Origin of the sequence: Streptomyces sp. NBC_00322 (assembly GCF_036147535.1) — a bacterium.
GTDB lineage: Bacteria > Actinomycetota > Actinomycetes > Streptomycetales > Streptomycetaceae > Streptomyces.
On sequence record NZ_CP108019.1, the window covers coordinates 7,788,985 to 7,805,451 of the forward strand.

The window sequence follows — 16,467 nt, forward strand, 5'->3', positions numbered from 1 at the left end:
ACTGATTTCGACGCTAGAGATCTGAGTGGGCCATGTCAATGAGACCGCCGCTCGTCGCCCCGGGATGACGCAATCCCTCAGGTGTGGCTGGGAGTTGGCGGGCCGGGGCTCGTCCCCGCCCGGCGTTGTTTCGCCGCCGGGCCCCGGCCGTTGCCGTGCGACCTGCTACTGAACCGAGGGGAGGAGCCCCGTGACGGGCGCGACCAGGTCGGTGAGCTGGTGCAGCTGGTTCAACTCGGTGAGCCCCTTGTCGGCCCCCCGGAACTGGCCGGACACCGACGGCACTTCGGCCCGGTGCTCCGGAGCGATGCTGCTCGCGGCGAGAGAGTCCAGCTGGCTCATGACGGGGATCTTGTGGTCGGCGGCTGCATCGGCGCTGGCGGCCGGGGCGGCCAGCGCCGTGGCGCCGGTGGCAAGGGCTACGGCGGCGAGAACGCGTCGTGTTTTGTTCATGCCCTGGCAACGGCTGACATGGCGGCCAGACACGGCCGAACGGCGTCACTCACCCGCGGGCCGTATCGCGCGATGCCCTGATGACGCCGCGGCTGGGGTGACCGGCTGCGAGGGGTGCGATCGGCTGGTTGGCTACGAGGTGTCGGCAGCACCCGGCATGGAGAGGCGGCACTCATGATCACATCGTCGGCAGGCAGCAGCGAGAAGAATCGTCCCGTGGTGGCGGTGCTCGGCACCGGCATCATGGGCGCCGCGATGGCCCGCCGTCTGCTCCGCTCCGGTCTGTCCGTCCGGGCGTGGAACCGTACACGGGACAAGGCCGAAGCCCTCGTGGCCGACGGAGCGTACTGCGCCGAGTCCCCGGAGGATGCTGTCGCGGGTGCGGACGTCGTGCTGACCATGCTCAACGACGGGCCGCGGGTGCTGGACGCCATGCGGGCGGCGAGCGCGGGCCTGGCTCCCGGAACGGTGTGGGCCCAGTCGGCCACCGTCGGGGAAGCCGCGACGGCCGAGCTCGCTGACTTCGCCCGGCGGCACTCTCTGGTCTTCGTCGACGCCCCCGTGCTCGGCACGCGCCAGCCCGCCGAGGCGGGGGAATTGCTGGTCCTGGCGGCGGGGCCGGACAGTGCGCGAGCCGTACTCGCGCCCGTCTTCGACGCCGTGGGCCGGCGCACCACATGGGTCGACACCGACGGCTCCCGCGCGGCCGCCAGCAGGCTCAAACTCGTACTGAACAGCTGGGTCGCCGCCTTGACCCATGCGACCGGCGAGGCGCTCACGCTGGCGAGAGTGCTCGGTGTGGATCCGCAGTCCTTCCTTGACAGCGTGTCCGGCGGCCCGCTCGACAGCGGATACCTGCGCGCCAAGGCCAAGGCGATCCTCGGCGGCGACTACACGCCAAGTTTTGCGGTCAACAACGCGCTCAAGGACTCCCGGCTGATCGTCGAGGCGGGGGAGCGCGCGGGCGTACGGCTCGATCTCGCGCAGGCGGGTGTGGCGCGCTTCGAGCGACTGGAGCGGAGCGGCCTGGGCGAGCAGGACATGGCCGCCACCTATCTCGCCTCCTTCGACGACGGCGTGGAGCCTCCGGCCCAAGGAGGCGTAACTAGGACAGGAACTGGCCTAGAGGATGTCTAACGTGGCATCACGTGAGGCATTCGAGGCCGGGGAGGCGCCACGATGGAATTGTTCAATGGGCTGGAAGTGATCGCCTTCGGGGAAGCGGCGGAGCTGGAGTCCTGGCTCGCCGAACATCATGGGCTGCAGTCCGGCGTATGGCTGAAGCTCGCCAAGAAGAATTCCGGAATTGCCTCGGTGACGGCCGCGGAGGTCATCGATGTCGCCCTGTGCTACGGCTGGATCGACGGTCAGCGCCGGTCGTTGGACGAGTCGTACTTCCTGCAGAAGATCACGCCACGACGGCCGCGGAGCATGTGGTCGCAGGTCAATATCCGCAAGGTCGAGGCGCTGACGCAGGCAGGTCGTATGCGGGAGCCCGGCCTTGCCCAGGTCGGGGCCGCCCAGGCGGACGGACGCTGGGCCGCGGCGTACGCATCGCAGAAGGAAGCCACCGTCCCGTCCGATCTGGAAGCCGCGCTGGAGGCAAATGAGCCGGCGAAAACCGCCTTCGGGACATTCAACAAAACGAAGAGATACGCCGTGATCTATCGCCTTCTGACGGCGAAGACTCCCGATATCAGGGCCGCGCGGCTCCGGGAGATGATCGCCGCGCTGGAAGCGGGTCAGCCGATTCGGTAGTCCTACGCGTGAGGGGCTCGCCGTGAGGGCCGGCCACGCGCCTTCCGGCTGGCCGCCGTGAAGTCGGTATGCACACCATGGCCCTCTGGGATGATGCCCGCACGCCGCACCCCGGGCGCGAGCGATCAGTGGAGGAAGCATGGCCGGTCATTTCGAGGCAACGGTCGAGATCGGCCGTCCCGTCGAGGAAGTCTTCGCCTTCCTCGGGGACGGCAGGAACGATCCCAAGTTCAGCCCGAGGGTCCTTGAGATCACGAAGACGCCGGACGGGCCGACGGGGGTGGGCACCGTCTTCAGGAGCACGGTCAAGGACGCCGGGATGACGACCAAGCGTGAGATCCGGATCAGTGAGTTCGTGCCGCCGAGCACCCTCCGCTGGACCGAGACCTCCAAGAACCTCGTCGTGTCCAAGGAAGGCGGCTACGACCTCGAGCCCACGCCGGAGGGCAATACTCGCCTGCGTATCTTCAACAGCCTTGAGGGCCATGGCATCGGCAAGCTCATCGTGGGCCTCGCCCTGAGCGCGGCACGCAAGGACGCGGACGCGTTCGGGCAGCGGATCAAGACGGCCGTCGAGGCGTCCTGACCGGGAACCCGCCGGAGAGGTCCTGGCGGCACCCAGTGCTGTGACAGGCTTCCTGTGGACGCCCGGCCGGACAGGTCGCCGGGCCGGACGGATCGGGAAGCGCAGCCCATGGCCATAGTGGATCATTCCGGGTCGGAGTCGGAGTCGGAGACGGAGTCGAGTTCCTCCTTGACGTCCGGGGCTCATCGTGACGCCGTCGCGGCTCAGACCGCCAGATTCGTGACGGTCGTCAAGGGAGCCGACCTGGCGACCCCGGTGCCCACTTGTCCGGGCTGGACGCTCCTCGACCTGGTACGCCACGCCGGGAGTGTGCAGCGCTGGTTCTCCGTACTGCTGCGTCAGCTCGTCCAGGAACCGCCGCGCAGCCGTGAAGTCGAGCTGCAGCTTCCCGCGGACGAGGACGGGTTCGCCGACTGGCTGACCGCGAGCGCGGCCGAGGCGGCCGATGCGTTCGCGGTCACCGATCCGGACGCCCCGATGTGGGTGTGGGGCGCCGATCACCACGCCAGGTTCTGGGTGCGGCGGATGCTGTTCGAGACCCTGGTGCACCGCGTCGACGCCGAACTCGCCCTGGGACTGCGGCCAGCGATCGACCGCGACCTCGCGGCCGACGGAGTGGACGAGTTCCTGGTCAACCTGCCCTTCGCCACACCTTTCGCGCCGGACGTGGCCAAGCTGCGCGGCAGCGGCGAAACCCTGCGCTTCCGCTGCACCGACGCCGACGGCGACTGGCTCGTCCGCCTGCGGCCCGACGGTTTCGGCGTCGACGACCAGGACTCCGCGGACACATCGGCGGACGCCACGGTCCAGGCAGCCGCGGCCGATCTGCTGCTGCTCCTGTACGGACGCCTCGACCGCAGCGCGGATGCCTTCGAGATCACCGGGGACGAGGATCTGCTGGCGCGCTGGTTCGCCAACTCCGCTTTCTGAGGAACGCGGGCGCGCGGCCGCTGTGAGGTGCCCGGGTGGCAAGGAGATGCGCGGGGCGCCCGCCGGGGAGCATGCTGGCTGTGTGACCTGGTACCGCGCGGCCGGGCGCGCCGCGGTGAACGAGGGCGGGGCGGAACCCGGGGGACCGAACGGCACCGACCGCGTTCCGGACGAATTGGCCCTGGTGCTCGCGCAGGCCGCCATAGGGGCGATCGAGGCTGTCGGCGGGTACGCGGGCGGCGTCTATCTGCCCTCGCGCACGCCGGGGCTGCTGCGGCTGGCCGTGATGGCCGGGCTGCCCAGCCGGCTGTTCAGGCCCTGGTGGCGGATGCATGTGAACCGGCCGTTCCCGGTGGCCGACGCGCACCGTTCGGGCCAGGCCATCCACCTCGGCGACGGTGAGGAAGCCATGCGGCGATATCCGCAGCTCATGGCGGGTCTGCCGTTCCCCTTCGGCTCGCTGTACGCGCCCGTGGTCAGCGGCCGCCAGAAGTTCGGGGTGCTGGTCGTGCTGCGCCCGGCCACGCCCGGCCACCCGGTGACGCACGCCGACCGGCTGCGAATGCACAACGCCGCGGCACGGCTCGGCACCGCCCTCGTCACGCTGGGCGCGCGGGGGGTGCCCGTCCTGTGGGACGGCGAACCGGTGTCCGTCCAGTTGCCCGCGGTCACCACGCCGCCCGTGCGCTTCGGCCGCTTCGACTGGGACCTGGGCACAGGAGCAATATCCGCCGACGAGGAGCTGTGCGCGATTCTCGGCACCAATCGGGCGGACTTCGGCGACACCGTCGACGCACTGGCGGCGCGGCTGGCACCGGAGGACATGTACGGGCTGTGGTCCATCGCCCGCCAGGCCATGGAGACGGGCAGACCCATCTCCCGCAGCATGCGCCTGCGCGGCCCGGACGGACGGCCTCACCTGCTCGAACTCTCCGCCCAGGCGCAACCACGCGGAGACAGCCCGGGCCGCCGTCTGACCGGATTCCTGGTCGACCTCGGCACCGGACCGACGGTGGCCGAGGCGACCGACCGTCTCCCGCGCGGCCTCTTCGCGCTCGACCGGCTCGGGCGGATCACCTATGTCAGCCACAGCGCAGAGATCCTGCTCGGCCGGCCGCGGTCGGAGCTGTCCGGACGTGTCCTGTGGGAGGTCCTGCCATGGTTCGGGAACCCGGCATACGAGGACCACTACCGGGCGGCGCTGCTCGCCCGTGACCCCGTGCACTTCATGGCCCGCCGCTCGCCCCAGGACGTGCTGTCGGTCACCCTCTATCCGGGGCACGAAGGCCTGACCGCCACCGTCTCCCCGTCCGATCAGCCCTCGTACCCGCCGGGGTCCATCGCCCTGCCCGGCGCCGGACTCGGCTCCCCGGCCGACCGGGCATCGGCCCTGTACCGCCCGGTTGCCCTGGCCATCGCGCTGACCGAGGCTGTCACGGCCCGCCAGGTGTCCGCCGTGGTCACGGAGGAACTGCTGCCCGCCTTCGGCGGCCGCCAGCTGGCGATCTACCTGCTCAACGAGCGCCATCTCTATCTGGCCTGGGAGACCGGGTTCCCGCAGGGCTTCCTGAACCGCTTCGACGGTGTTGGGCTCGACGCCCGGCTGCCCGGCGTCGAGACGCTCACCACCGGCCGCCCCATCTTCTTCGAGTCCATGGAGCACCTGGCCGAGGCCTACCCCGGCATCCCCCTGGACGCCAACGTCGGCGCCCGGGCCTTCCTGCCGCTGATCGCCTCGGGGAGGCCCGTCGGCTCCTGCATCCTCGGCTTCGACCGGCCGCGCGGCTTCAGCCCCGAGGAGCGCACGGTGCTGACCGCGCTCGCCGGACTCATCGCGCAGGCTCTCCAGCGAGCACAGCGCTACGACACCGAAGCGGCCCTCGCGCGCGGACTGCAGGACGCCCTGCTGCCGCACCGGCTTCCCGTGCTCGACCAGGTCGACACCGTGGGCCGGTATCTGCCCGGCACCCAGGGCATGGAGGTCGGAGGCGACTGGTACGACGTCGTCGAGACCGACCGCGGGCTGGCCCTGGTCATCGGCGACGTACAGGGACACGGAGTCTCCGCGGCGGCCACCATGGGCCAACTGCGCAGCGCCGTACGCGCCTTCGCGCTGAGCGGGCACGACCCGGAGGAGGTGATGACCGGCACCAACCGGCTGCTCATCGACCTCGATCCCGGCCAGTTCGCCAGCTGCTGCTACGTAGTCCTCGACCCGGCGACCGGCTCCGCACAGGCGGTGCGGGCCGGGCATCCGCAGCCCCTGCTGCGCCACGCCAACGGCAGGACCGAGGTCCTGGACCTTGCCGGCGGGGTCGTGCTCGGCATCGACGTGGATGCCTCGTACCCCGTCACCGAACTGCGGCTCGGGCCCGGCGATGTCCTCGCGCTGTACACGGACGGACTCGTGGAACAGGCGGGAATCGACATCGACCTCGGCGTCGAGCGGCTGCGCGGCTCGCTCGCCGAGGCCGGCTCGTCCTCGCTCGCCGGAACGGCGGACCGCCTCATGAATGAGGCACGTCAGGCCACCGACCGGCCCGACGACATCGCGCTGCTGGTCGCCGCCCGCTGGACGGAATCCGGCACCGGGAACCCGCCATGAGCACCGTGTACGGCGCCGAGCACCACAGCGTGCGCGGGCCCCTCAACGCCACGAGGGCCGCCACGGCCGTCCTGGATGCCGACGGCACGGTCGTCGGCTGGAGCCCGACGGCTCAGGGGCTGCTGGGATACGCACCACAGGACGTGCTCGGGCGCCCGATCGACACCTTGGTGATGGACGGAACGGAAGAGGATCACGCGGCGCCCGAAGCGCCGACTGTGGGACGCGTCGCCCGGACGCTCCGTATGCGCCACCAGGACGGCCGCGCCCTCCGCGTGACCACCACAGAGCTGCCGCTCGCCCACACGGGCCCCGGCCCCGCACGGCTCCTGGCACTGGCCGACGCCGAGGAGACCGAGCAGTGGGAGGCCCTCCAGTCGATGCTCCGGGGACTCGCCACCCAGTCGCCCGTCGGTCTGGCCATCTACGACACGGCTCTGCGGGTGGTGTGGACGAACGCCGCCCTGTACGAGGAGATGGGCCCTTCGCAGTACGTGGGCCTCGGCCCGGACGACATGGTGACCCACGGCGAGGTGCTGTCCGCGTCGTATCCGAAGAGTCTCGAAGAGATGATGCGGCGGGTGCTCGCCACCGGTGAGACAGTCGTCGACCTGCACTACCGGGGCCGCCCGCCCGCGGACCCGGAGCGCGATCACGTCTGGTCGTGCTCCTACTACCGGCTGCAGGACGCCGGATCGGTCTCGCTGGGTGTGTGCGAGGAGACGGTGGACATCACCGATCGCTATCTCGCGCAGCAGCGACTGGATCTGCTCGTCCGCGCCGGGGCGCATCTGGGCACGACCCTGGACATCACCCGCACGGCTCGGGAGCTCTCCGCCGTCGCCGTCCCGGACTTCGCCGACCAGGTGACGGTCGATCTCCTCCAGGACGTCCTCGAAGGCGATCGGGCCACGCCCGGCGCGCGGCGGGCGGGAGGTGTGGTTCGGGTGCTCGGGGAGGCTGAGGCAGCCACGGGCGCGGCGGGTGAAACGGCCGTACCGGGGAAGCGGATCGACTACGCCGCCGACTCGCCCCAGGCACGCAGCCTCGCCTCCGGCAGGCCCGTGCTGGAATGCCCGGGGGGCCCGGAGGACGATGACGGGCCATCGCCCCGGCGCTCGTGCCTGGCCGTGCCCCTGCGTGTCGAAAGCGCGACGCTGGGCGTGGTCACCTTCACGCGGAACCGTCTGCCCCGCCCGTTCGACCCCGCCGAACAGGCCGTCGCCGAGGAACTCGCGGCCCGGGTCGCCGTGTGCATCGACAACGCCCGCCACTACACCCGTGAGCATGCCGCGGCCCTGATGCTTCAGCGCAGTCTGCTCCCGCAGAAACTGCCACGGCTGACCGGCGTCGAGCTGGCCCACCGCTATCTGCCCGCGGACAGCAGCGCCGGAGTCGGCGGCGACTGGTTCGACGCCATCGCCCTGTCCGGCGCGCGGGTCGGTCTGGTCGTGGGAGATGTGGTCGGCCACGGGCTGCGGGCCGCCGCCACCATGGGCCGGCTGCGCACGAGCGTACAGGTGCTCGCGCGACTGGACCTTGCGCCCGACGAACTCCTCGCCCGCCTGGACGACCTGCTCTGGCAGGGGGCCCACGAGCAGGAGGCCGCACGTATGGAGGGCGACGAACTGCCCGACGACGCGGCGCTCGGCGTGACGTGTCTGTACGCCGTCTACGACCCGGTGTCCGGCCTGTGCCGTATGGCGCGGGCCGGGCATCTGCTGCCCGCCGTCGTCGATCCCACGAACGGCTCCGTCACGTTCCCCGACCTTCCGGCGGGACCGCCCCTCGGCCTGGGCGGCCTTCCCTTCGAGACAGGGGAACTGACACTGCCGGAGGGAAGCGTCCTCGCCCTGTTCACCGATGGCCTCGTGCGGACCCGCGAACGGGATGTCGACGCCGGTCTCGACGGGCTGCGGGCCGTCCTCGCGGAGCACGAGCGCCCGCTGGACGAGCTGGCCGACCGGGCGCTGGCAACGCTGCTTGCCGGTCCCGTCGACGACGACGTCGCGCTGCTCCTCGTCCGGACCCGCACGCTGGACGGCCGTCAGGTGGCCACCTGGGAGCTGACACCCGATCCCGAGGAGGTCGCCCGGGCCCGTGCGGAGGCCGCCGCTCAGGTGAGCGTCTGGGGACTGGACGATCTCGTCTTCACCACCGAACTGGTGGTGAGTGAGCTGGTCACCAACGCCCTGCGGTACGCCTCCGGCCCGATCCGCCTGCGGCTCATCCGCGACCGGACGCTGATCTGCGAGGTGTCGGACAACGGCCACACCTCACCCCATCTGCGCCGGGCGGGCTACGACGACGAAGGCGGCCGGGGTCTCTTCCTCGTCGCCCAGATGACCCAGCGGTGGGGGACCCGCCATGCGTACAGCGGCAAGACCATCTGGGCCGAACAGACGCTGCCGTAGAGCCTGAGCAGGCAGGGCGTCAGTCGCCGTCCAGGCACAGGACCGGGATCCGCTGGACCAGATTGTTGGCGAACCCGCCGCGGTTCCAGGGCTGGGTGAGGGGCTGCGTACCGCCGTCGGCGTCGGTGGCACGGACGCTCAGCACATGGCTGCCGGGCGTCGCGGTCCAGACCGTCCGCCACTGCCGCCAGGCCCAGCCGTGTCCGTCCGCCGGGCCGAGAGCGGCCTTGCCCCAGGAACCGCCGTCGTCGGTACTGACCTCCACCTGGGTCACCGGGCCGTGACCGGACCAGGCCCGGCCCTCCAGCGGCACCTCGCCGGGGCGTACGACACGGGCCCGGGACATGAAGTCCGGGAACCCGGGCGGGATCATCAGCGCACGCGGGGCGATCTTGTCGACCGGTTCGCCGGGCTCGTCGGGAGACTGCTTCAAGCGGTACGCCACCGCCTGCTGGAATCCGGTGAACGGGGTGTCGGTCAGCGCGATGTCGCGCAGCCACTTCACCTGCGCCATGCCGTACCACCCGGGGACGATCAGCCGCAGGGGATAGCCGTGCTGCGGCGGCAGGGGAAGGCCGTTCATCTCGTACGCGACCAGCACCTCGCGATCCTCGCCCAGGGCCAGTGCCAGCGGCAGGCTGCGCCGGTAGTCCTGCTCGATGCCGCGCTCGACGCCGTGGTCGGCCCCGGTGAAGACGGCCTCGACGGCATCCGGCTCCACTCCGGCCTCGACGAGCAGTGTGCGCAGCGGCACCCCGGTCCACTCGGCGGTTCCGACCGCCTCGACCAGCCAGGGCTGGCTCACCGGCCGTGGATCGAGGCGCGCCCTGCCGTTTCCGGCGCATTCCATCGTCACGCGATGGGTGGTCGACGGGAGCGATTTCAGCCTCGGCATGTCCAGGGTCAGCGGGGTGCGCACCCGGCCGCTCACGGTCAGCCTCCACTCGTCGGCGTCGGCGGCGGGGATGTCGTAGTGGACGAGCACATAGTGCAGTCCGGCGGGGGTGAGGTCGTAGCGCAGCGCCTCCAGAGGAAGCCCGTGATTGCGGGCCGCGAGGGCCAGTTCGTCCAGGCCGATGCCCTCGCCGGGCTCCGCGAGACGCCCGGGCGTGCTGAGGTCGGCGATGCGTCCTTCCATGACTTCATGGTGCTCTCCGGGCGGGTCCCGGGCACCTTGCGGGCGGAGGTGAGCACATCCCGGCCGGACAGGACCTAGGGCTGCCTGTTGACTGGAACGCCCTGGCAAGCGTTATATCGGAGATAAAGGGCAGATAAAGGCTTCTGAGTAGGAGGCAGCCCGCAATGACCACCCACCCGAGCATTGAGCAACACCCCGATCTGGCCGAGATGCGTTCCCGGTTCGAACGGGCGACCACGACCCCCCGTGCCCAGGCGATCGAGACACTGGCCCTCCTGACGGGTCTGTACCTGGCCGCCTCGCCCTGGATAGTCGGGTTCAACGACCTGAGCACTCTGGCCGTCTGCAACCTGATCACCGGCGCCGCCTACTGCCTGTGCATGGGAGGGTTCGGCTCGGCTTACGAGCGGACTCACGCCATGGCATGGTGTGCCATCGCCATCGGAGCGTGGACGATCATCGCTCCGTGGGTCGTGGCAGGCAGTGTCGACACGACCCGCACGATCGTCAGCAACGTCATTGTCGGAGCCGTGGCCCTGCTGCTCGGCCTGGCCATGGCCGCCATGGACATCCGCCGTCCCAGCCGCCTTCGCCCTCGCGGGAACGCGGCCATGTGATCCCCAGCGCTGACGCGCACGTTCCGAACGGAAGGGCCCGGTGGGGTGCGGCTGCCGCACCCCACCGGGCTGCCTGCCGCACGGGGGCATGGCTCGGACGATGGGCACGGACCACCGCTCGTCAGGTACGTGGCCAACGGCGCGGCATACGGCGGGTCAGCCCAGTGCCTTGAGGAGCTCGACGGCCAGCGGGGCGGACGACGACGGGTTCTGGCCGGTGATGAGATTGCGGTCGGTGACCACGTGCGGGGCCCACGGCTCGCCCTCCTGGAAGTCCGCGCCAATCTCCACGAGCCGGTTCTGCAGCAGCCACTTCGCCTTGTCCGCGAGACCGGCCTGGGTCTCCTCGGCATTGGTGAAGCCGGTGAGCCGGTAGCCCGCGAACGGCGACGTGCCGTCCTCGCGCCGGGCGGCGAGCAGCGCGGCCGGGCCGTGGCACACCACGCCGAGCGGCTTGCCGGAGTCCAGCGCGGCCGTGAGGAGGGCGCCCGAGTCGGCGTCGACCGCCAGGTCCTCCATCGGGCCGTGCCCGCCGGGATAGAAGACCGCGGCGTAGTCGGCGAGATCGGCCTCGTCGAGCTTGAGCGGGTGCTCCAGGGCCGACATCTCGCCCAGTGCGGCCAGCACGGCGGCGGCGCCCTCGGGGCCGCCGTTCACCTCGGGGGCCAGGCTCCCGCCGTCCACGGTGGGGACGACGCCGCCGGGCGTGGCGACAACGACCTCGTGGCCCGCGGCGGTGAGCGCCCGGTAGGGGGCCACGGCCTCCTCGGCCCAGTAGCCGGACGGGTGCCGCGTGCCGTCCGCCAGCGTCCAGTGGTCCGCGCCGGTCAGTACGAACAGGATCTTCGCCATCTCACATCTCTCCGCTGGGCTTCGCTCTTGCTGACGTACTCGAACCTAAATCGCCGGGTCATTCGGATCCAATAGGCTCACCACCATGAGCCATAGAGAATCCAATGGATCGACGGGAATGCGGGAGGCCGCGTCGAACGCACCCCTCGATCTGACCCTCCTGCGGACCTTCCTCGCCGTCCACCGGGCGGGCTCATTCACCGCGGCCGCACGTCTGCTCGGTCTGTCCCAGCCCACGGTGACCACCCAGATCCGCTCCCTGGAACGGCAGTTGGGCCGCGAGCTGTTCGGGCGGCTGCCCCGCGGCGTGACTCCGACCCCGGTCGCCGACGGGCTCGCCGCACGGATCGCGTCGCCCCTGGACGCCCTGGCAGCCGTCGCCGACCGCGGCCATCTCGACGAGACCGTGCCCGCCGATCCCGTACACCTCGCGGGTCCGGCCGAGCTCTTGTGCGTACGCGCGCTGCCCGCCCTCGCGCCGATGGTCGAGCAGGGCGTACGGCTCAGGGTCACGACCGGACTGACCGACGAACTGCTCGAAGGCCTGCGCCAGGGCCACTACGACCTGGTGATCTCCACCCACCGCCCGCGCGGCCGCACGCTCACCGCCGTACCGCTGATGGACGAGGAATTCGTGCTCGTCGCATCGCCGCTGTGGGCCGAACGCATCGGCCGGGACGGGGACTGGCAGGACCGGGTGGCGGACGAGGGGCCCGCCGCCCTGCGCGGCGTCCCGCTGGTCACCTACGCGGAGGATCTGCCCATCGCCCGCCGCTACTGGCGCCATGTCTTCGGCACCCGCCTGAGCGCGCAGGCCGCACTGACCGTCCCCGATCTGCGCGGGGTGCTCTCGGCCGTCGCCGCGGGCGCCGGAATGAGCGTGCTGCCGCGCTACCTCTGCCAGGGCGAACTCACCGCCGGTGTGGTGGTGCCGCTGCTGGCGCCCGAGGACCCGCCCATCAACACCGGCTATCTCGTGCAGCGCCCGGGCGCCACCGACAACCCGCACCGCACGCTGGTGCGCGACCGGCTGCTGCGGGAGGCGCGCGGCTGGTGAGCGAGGCACCTGGCTGGTGAACGATTCCTTCGGCAGCGGACGGAGTATGGAGGGATCATCGTGACAGCGGTCCGACGACAGCAAGGAGTACGACGCGTGTCCCCTCTCTTCCCCGCACTCGCCGCGAGGTCTGCGCTGCCGGCTCTCCGCTTCGGTGACCGGTCCCTGACCCATGCCGAACTGGCCGCGGCCGCGGGCTCACTGGCCGCAAGGCTGGCCGGCGCGCGGAGGGTCGCGGTGTGGGCGACGCCCACGCCGGAGACCGCGGTGGGCGTGGTCGCGGCGCTGCTCGCGGGCGTGCCCGCCGTACCGCTCAATCCGAAGACCGGCGAGCGCGAACTGGCGCACATCCTCGCCGACAGCGAGCCGTCGCTGGTGCTGGCCGAGCCGGGCGCCGAACTGCCCGCGGCCCTGGGCGCCTTGCCGCGTACGGACGTGGAACTCACCGGACCGGAAACACCGCTGTCGCCCGAGCCGTCACCCGAGGCGCCCGCCCTGATCGTCTACACCTCGGGCACCACCGGACCGCCCAAGGGCGCCGTCCTTCCGCGCCGGGCGATCACCTCCACACTCGACGCGCTGGAGGACGCCTGGCAATGGACCGCCGACGACGTTCTGGTGCACGGCTTGCCGCTGTTCCACGTCCACGGGCTGATCCTCGGCATCCTGGGGCCGCTGCGCCGCGGCGGCGAGGTGCGGCACCTGGGGCGGTTCAGCACGCAGGGCGTCGCACGCGAACTGGCGTCGGGCGCCACGATGCTCTTCGGCGTACCGACGATGTACCACCGCATCGCCGAGGCACTGCCCGGCGATCCGCAGCTGGTGAAGGCCCTGGCCGGGGCCCGGCTGCTGGTCTCCGGATCGGCCGCGCTGCCCGTGCACGACCATGAGCGGATCGCCGCGGCGACCGGCCGCAGGGTCATCGAGCGCTACGGGATGACGGAGACGCTCATGAGCACTTCCGTACGCGCGGACGGCGAGCCGCGCCCGGGGACGGTCGGTGTGCCCCTCAAGGGAGTTGAGTTCCGGCTGGTCGACGAGAGCGACGGCATCGGCGAGATCCAGGTGCGCGGGCCCAACCTCTTCACCGAGTATCTGAACCGGCCCGACGCGACCGAGGCGGCCTTCGACGACGGCTGGTTCCGTACGGGAGACATGGCGAGCCTCGACGCCGACGGCTATGTGCGGATCGTCGGCCGCAAGGCCACCGACCTCATCAAGAGCGGCGGCTACAAGATCGGCGCGGGCGAGATCGAGAACGCGCTGCTCGACCATCCCGGCGTCCGCGAGGCAGCCGTGACCGGCGAGCCCGACGCGGATCTGGGCGAGCGGATCGTCGCCTGGATCGTCCCGGCGGACCCGGCCGAGCCCCCCGCCCCCGAAGAGCTGTCCGCGCATGTCGCGGCCCAACTCGCCCCGCACAAGCGACCGCGCGACGTGCGCTTCCTCGACACCATGCCCCGCAACGACATGGGCAAGATCATGAAGCGGGCGCTCCATGGCTGAGCGGCTCACGGCACGCGGGGCCATCACCCGGGTGGCCTCCGCCTTCACCGAACTGCCCGCACCCGAAGGCACGTCCGCGCCCGACGGTCCGATCGCCTGGCAGGGCTACGACGAGCAGCACGCCCGTGCCGCGCTGCGCACCGGCGAGAGAGAGTCGGTCGTCTTCGGCACCGGCACCGTCGGCGACACCGAAGTGGTGCTGATCTCCTTCGAGTTCGGCTTCCTCGGCGGATCGCTGGGGGAGCGCACCGGCGACCGGCTGGAGGCGGCGTACGCGCATGCGCGCGAGCGGCGGCTGCCCGTCGTCTCGCTGATCGCAACCGGCGGCAGCCGGATGCAGGAGGGCATGCGTGCGCTGGTCCAACTCCAGCGCGTGGCACGGCAGTCCACGCTCACACGCGCCCCGGGACTGCCCCAGATCGCGGTGGTGCGCGACCCGTCGACAGGCGGCGGCTGGGCCACTCTGGGCGCCGGCGCGGATGTCGTCCTGGCGCTGCCCGGCGCCCAGATCGGCTTCGCGGGCTCGCGGGTACGCCCGGCGGACGCCGACCCGGCTGCCTACACGGCGGAGGCTCAGCTGGCCGCGGGCCATGTCGACGCGGTCGTACGCCAGGAGGAGTTGCGCGAGACGCTGGGCCGCTGGCTGACGCTGCTCACCGCCCCGTCCGACGCACCGGCCCACCCGCCCCACGCCCTCGGCCGCGCCGAACTCCCCGCCACCGGCTGGGAAGCCGTCCAGAACGCACGCTCCGCCGACCGCCCGAGGGCGGCCGGCTACCTCGACGCGTACTTCGAGACACGCGAGGCCATCAGCGGCGACCGGTGCGGAGGCGTCGACCCGGGCATGCTGTGCGGCTTCGGACTGCACCAGGGGCGGGCCATCGCCTACGCGGCCCAGTGCGGCACAGCGACCCTCCCGGCCGGCTACCGGACCGCGGCCCGGCTGATCCGGCTCGCCGGCCGTCTCGGCGTACCGGTGCTCACCCTGATCGACACGCCGGGCGCCGCCAACGACGCCGCGGCGGAACACACGGGAGCGGGACCCGCGATCGCGGACGCCTTCGCCGCGGTGGCCGCCGCCCGTGCGCCGGTCACCACGCTCGTGATCGGCGAGGGCGGATCGGGCGGGGCGCTCGCGCTCGCCTCACCCGGCAACACCTGGGCCACGCCGGACAGTTACTTCTCGGTCATCGCTCCCGAGCTGGCCGCGGCGATCCTCAAGCGCGGGCCGGATCAGACGCGCGTGACCGCCGAACAACTCCGGCTGCGTCCGCAGGACTTGGTGGACCTGGGCATCGCCCGGGGCATCGTGCCCACGAACTGACTATCTGGAAACAAGCGCCGTGCTCTCCCGTTCGATCAGCCGGGGGAGCGGCACTCGCACGGACCGGGCCGCACCGCCGTCCAGCAGCGCGGTCAGCTCCTGTGCGGCGATGCGCCCGAAGGCGATCGTGTCCCGGGAGAGCGCGGTGAGCCAGGGATGCACCATGCGGCACAGGACGGAGTCCTCCCAGGAGACGATCGACACGTCGCCGGGGACGGACAGGCCGAGGCCCGCGGCGGCGGTGGCTCCCGCCGCGGCCATCACGTCGTTGTCGTAGATCAGCGCCGTGGGCGCCGCGTCCCCCTGAAGCACCCGGCGGGTGACAGCCGCGCCCTCCGTGTCGGAGTAGTCGGTGGTGACCGAGTGGGCCTCGGTCAGTCCGCGCCGCTCGGCCTCGGCGCGCAGCGAGCGGATGCGCCGGTCGGTGTGGGCGAGCGAGGGCAGGCCCGCGATGTGCACGATGCGCCGGTGTCCCAGCTCGTACAGGCGGCCGACGATGGAGGCCATCGCCCCGGTGTCGTCGGCACGCACCTGGGAGAGGTTGGGGTGGGCGCCCGGAAGTCCGCCGATGACGACACCCGGGAGTCCGAGCTCGTCCAGCAGTTCGGGCCGGGGGTCGTCGGTGCGGGGGTCGACGACCAGGACTCCGTCGACCCGGTGCTCGGCCCACCAGCGCTGGTAGACCGCGCACTCGGCCGTGACGTCCTCCACCACCTGGAAGAGCAGGCCCAGTTGGCGCTCCGCCAGGACTTCCTGGATGCCGGAGATGAGCTGGAGGAAGAAGGAGTCCACACCCAGGGTCGCCGCCGGCCGGGCGAGCACCAGGCCGACCGTCGCCGCGCCCTCGCCGGACAGTGCGCGGGCGGCCGTGCTCGGCCGCCAGCCCAGTTGCTCGGCGACGCGGCGGATGCGGTCGCGGGTGACCTCCGAGACGCCGGGGCGGTCGTTGAGCGCGAAGGAGACGGCGCTCTCGGAGACACCCGCGCGGCGGGCGATGTCCTTCATCGTCGGACGGCGTGCGGGTGCGCGCCTGGCCGGCGAGGCGTCCTTGCCTGACGGGCTGTCGGCTGCCACCGGTGCCCCTTTCACCCTGCGTACTAATGCGCTTGAGCATCCGAACTCTAAAGCGCATTAGTCGATCACCGCAAGTCGTCGCACACAACTGCCTTCACCTGCACTAATGCTCGATCATTCGCTTTAGTTGAAGCGAATGTATTGACTTCACCC

Annotated in this window: 14 protein-coding genes; 10 read left to right on the plus strand and 4 right to left on the minus strand. The window is 71.5% G+C overall.

The genetic code is table 11. The annotated features are described in order from the left end of the window. Positions 1 to 165 precede the first annotated feature (165 nt). Complete coding sequence (locus OG905_RS35595) at positions 166 to 453, minus strand: hypothetical protein (protein ID WP_328680902.1); 288 nt, start codon at positions 451 to 453, stop codon at positions 166 to 168. A gap of 174 nt (positions 454 to 627) precedes the next feature. Between OG905_RS35595 and OG905_RS35600 the strand changes: the two genes are divergently transcribed. The 6 genes from OG905_RS35600 to OG905_RS35625 all read left to right on the plus strand — a co-directional run bounded on the left by OG905_RS35600 (position 628) and on the right by OG905_RS35625 (position 8,746). Continuing rightward, positions 628 to 1,590 (plus strand): NAD(P)-dependent oxidoreductase, encoded by a 963-nt coding sequence (locus OG905_RS35600; protein WP_328680903.1) that lies wholly within the window; start codon positions 628 to 630, stop codon positions 1,588 to 1,590. 42 nt (positions 1,591 to 1,632) lie between these two features. Continuing rightward, positions 1,633 to 2,211, plus strand: a complete 579-nt coding sequence (locus tag OG905_RS35605) for a YdeI/OmpD-associated family protein (protein ID WP_328680905.1) — start codon at positions 1,633 to 1,635, stop codon at positions 2,209 to 2,211. 139 nt (positions 2,212 to 2,350) lie between these two features. Continuing rightward, complete coding sequence (locus OG905_RS35610; RefSeq protein ID WP_328680908.1) at positions 2,351 to 2,797, plus strand: SRPBCC family protein; 447 nt, start codon at positions 2,351 to 2,353, stop codon at positions 2,795 to 2,797. 108 nt (positions 2,798 to 2,905) lie between these two features. After that, a complete protein-coding gene (locus tag OG905_RS35615; RefSeq protein WP_328680910.1) occupies positions 2,906 to 3,727 on the plus strand; it encodes a maleylpyruvate isomerase family mycothiol-dependent enzyme in 822 nt (273 codons plus the stop codon). A 46-nt stretch (positions 3,728 to 3,773) separates the two neighbouring features. Further along, positions 3,774 to 6,332, plus strand: coding sequence for a SpoIIE family protein phosphatase (locus OG905_RS35620; protein ID WP_328680912.1), 2,559 nt, complete (start codon positions 3,774 to 3,776; stop codon positions 6,330 to 6,332). Next, complete coding sequence (locus OG905_RS35625) at positions 6,329 to 8,746, plus strand: SpoIIE family protein phosphatase (protein WP_328680913.1); 2,418 nt, start codon at positions 6,329 to 6,331, stop codon at positions 8,744 to 8,746. Before OG905_RS35620 ends, OG905_RS35625 begins: the two co-directional genes overlap by 4 nt. A gap of 19 nt (positions 8,747 to 8,765) precedes the next feature. Here OG905_RS35625 and OG905_RS35630 read toward each other — a convergent pair whose 3' ends face one another. Continuing rightward, on the minus strand, positions 8,766 to 9,884 hold the full coding sequence (locus OG905_RS35630; protein WP_328680916.1) for a sulfite oxidase: 1,119 nt from the start codon (positions 9,882 to 9,884) through the stop codon (positions 8,766 to 8,768). Positions 9,885 to 10,048: 164 nt separating this feature from the next. On the opposite strand from OG905_RS35630, the gene OG905_RS35635 reads away from it, so the two are divergent. After that, positions 10,049 to 10,501 carry an SPW repeat protein gene (locus OG905_RS35635; protein WP_328680918.1) on the plus strand — a complete coding sequence of 151 codons (453 nt, stop codon included), beginning with the start codon at positions 10,049 to 10,051 and terminating at the stop codon, positions 10,499 to 10,501. Positions 10,502 to 10,657: 156 nt separating this feature from the next. Here the strand turns inward: OG905_RS35635 and OG905_RS35640 are convergent, their stop codons facing one another. Further along, positions 10,658 to 11,353, minus strand: coding sequence for a type 1 glutamine amidotransferase domain-containing protein (locus OG905_RS35640; protein ID WP_328680919.1), 696 nt, complete (start codon positions 11,351 to 11,353; stop codon positions 10,658 to 10,660). A gap of 85 nt (positions 11,354 to 11,438) precedes the next feature. Between OG905_RS35640 and OG905_RS35645 the strand changes: the two genes are divergently transcribed. The 3 genes from OG905_RS35645 (at position 11,439) to OG905_RS35655 (ending at position 15,240) form a co-directional block, all read left to right on the plus strand. Beyond that, on the plus strand, positions 11,439 to 12,410 hold the full coding sequence (locus tag OG905_RS35645) for a LysR family transcriptional regulator (protein ID WP_328680920.1): 972 nt from the start codon (positions 11,439 to 11,441) through the stop codon (positions 12,408 to 12,410). Positions 12,411 to 12,506: 96 nt separating this feature from the next. Then, complete coding sequence (locus OG905_RS35650; RefSeq protein WP_328680921.1) at positions 12,507 to 13,916, plus strand: acyl-CoA synthetase; 1,410 nt, start codon at positions 12,507 to 12,509, stop codon at positions 13,914 to 13,916. Continuing rightward, complete coding sequence (locus OG905_RS35655; protein WP_328680922.1) at positions 13,909 to 15,240, plus strand: carboxyl transferase domain-containing protein; 1,332 nt, start codon at positions 13,909 to 13,911, stop codon at positions 15,238 to 15,240. Before OG905_RS35650 ends, OG905_RS35655 begins: the two co-directional genes overlap by 8 nt. Here OG905_RS35655 and OG905_RS35660 read toward each other — a convergent pair whose 3' ends face one another. Then, a complete protein-coding gene (locus tag OG905_RS35660; protein WP_328682772.1) occupies positions 15,241 to 16,245 on the minus strand; it encodes a LacI family DNA-binding transcriptional regulator in 1,005 nt (334 codons plus the stop codon). Between the last annotated feature and the right edge of the window lie 222 nt (positions 16,246 to 16,467).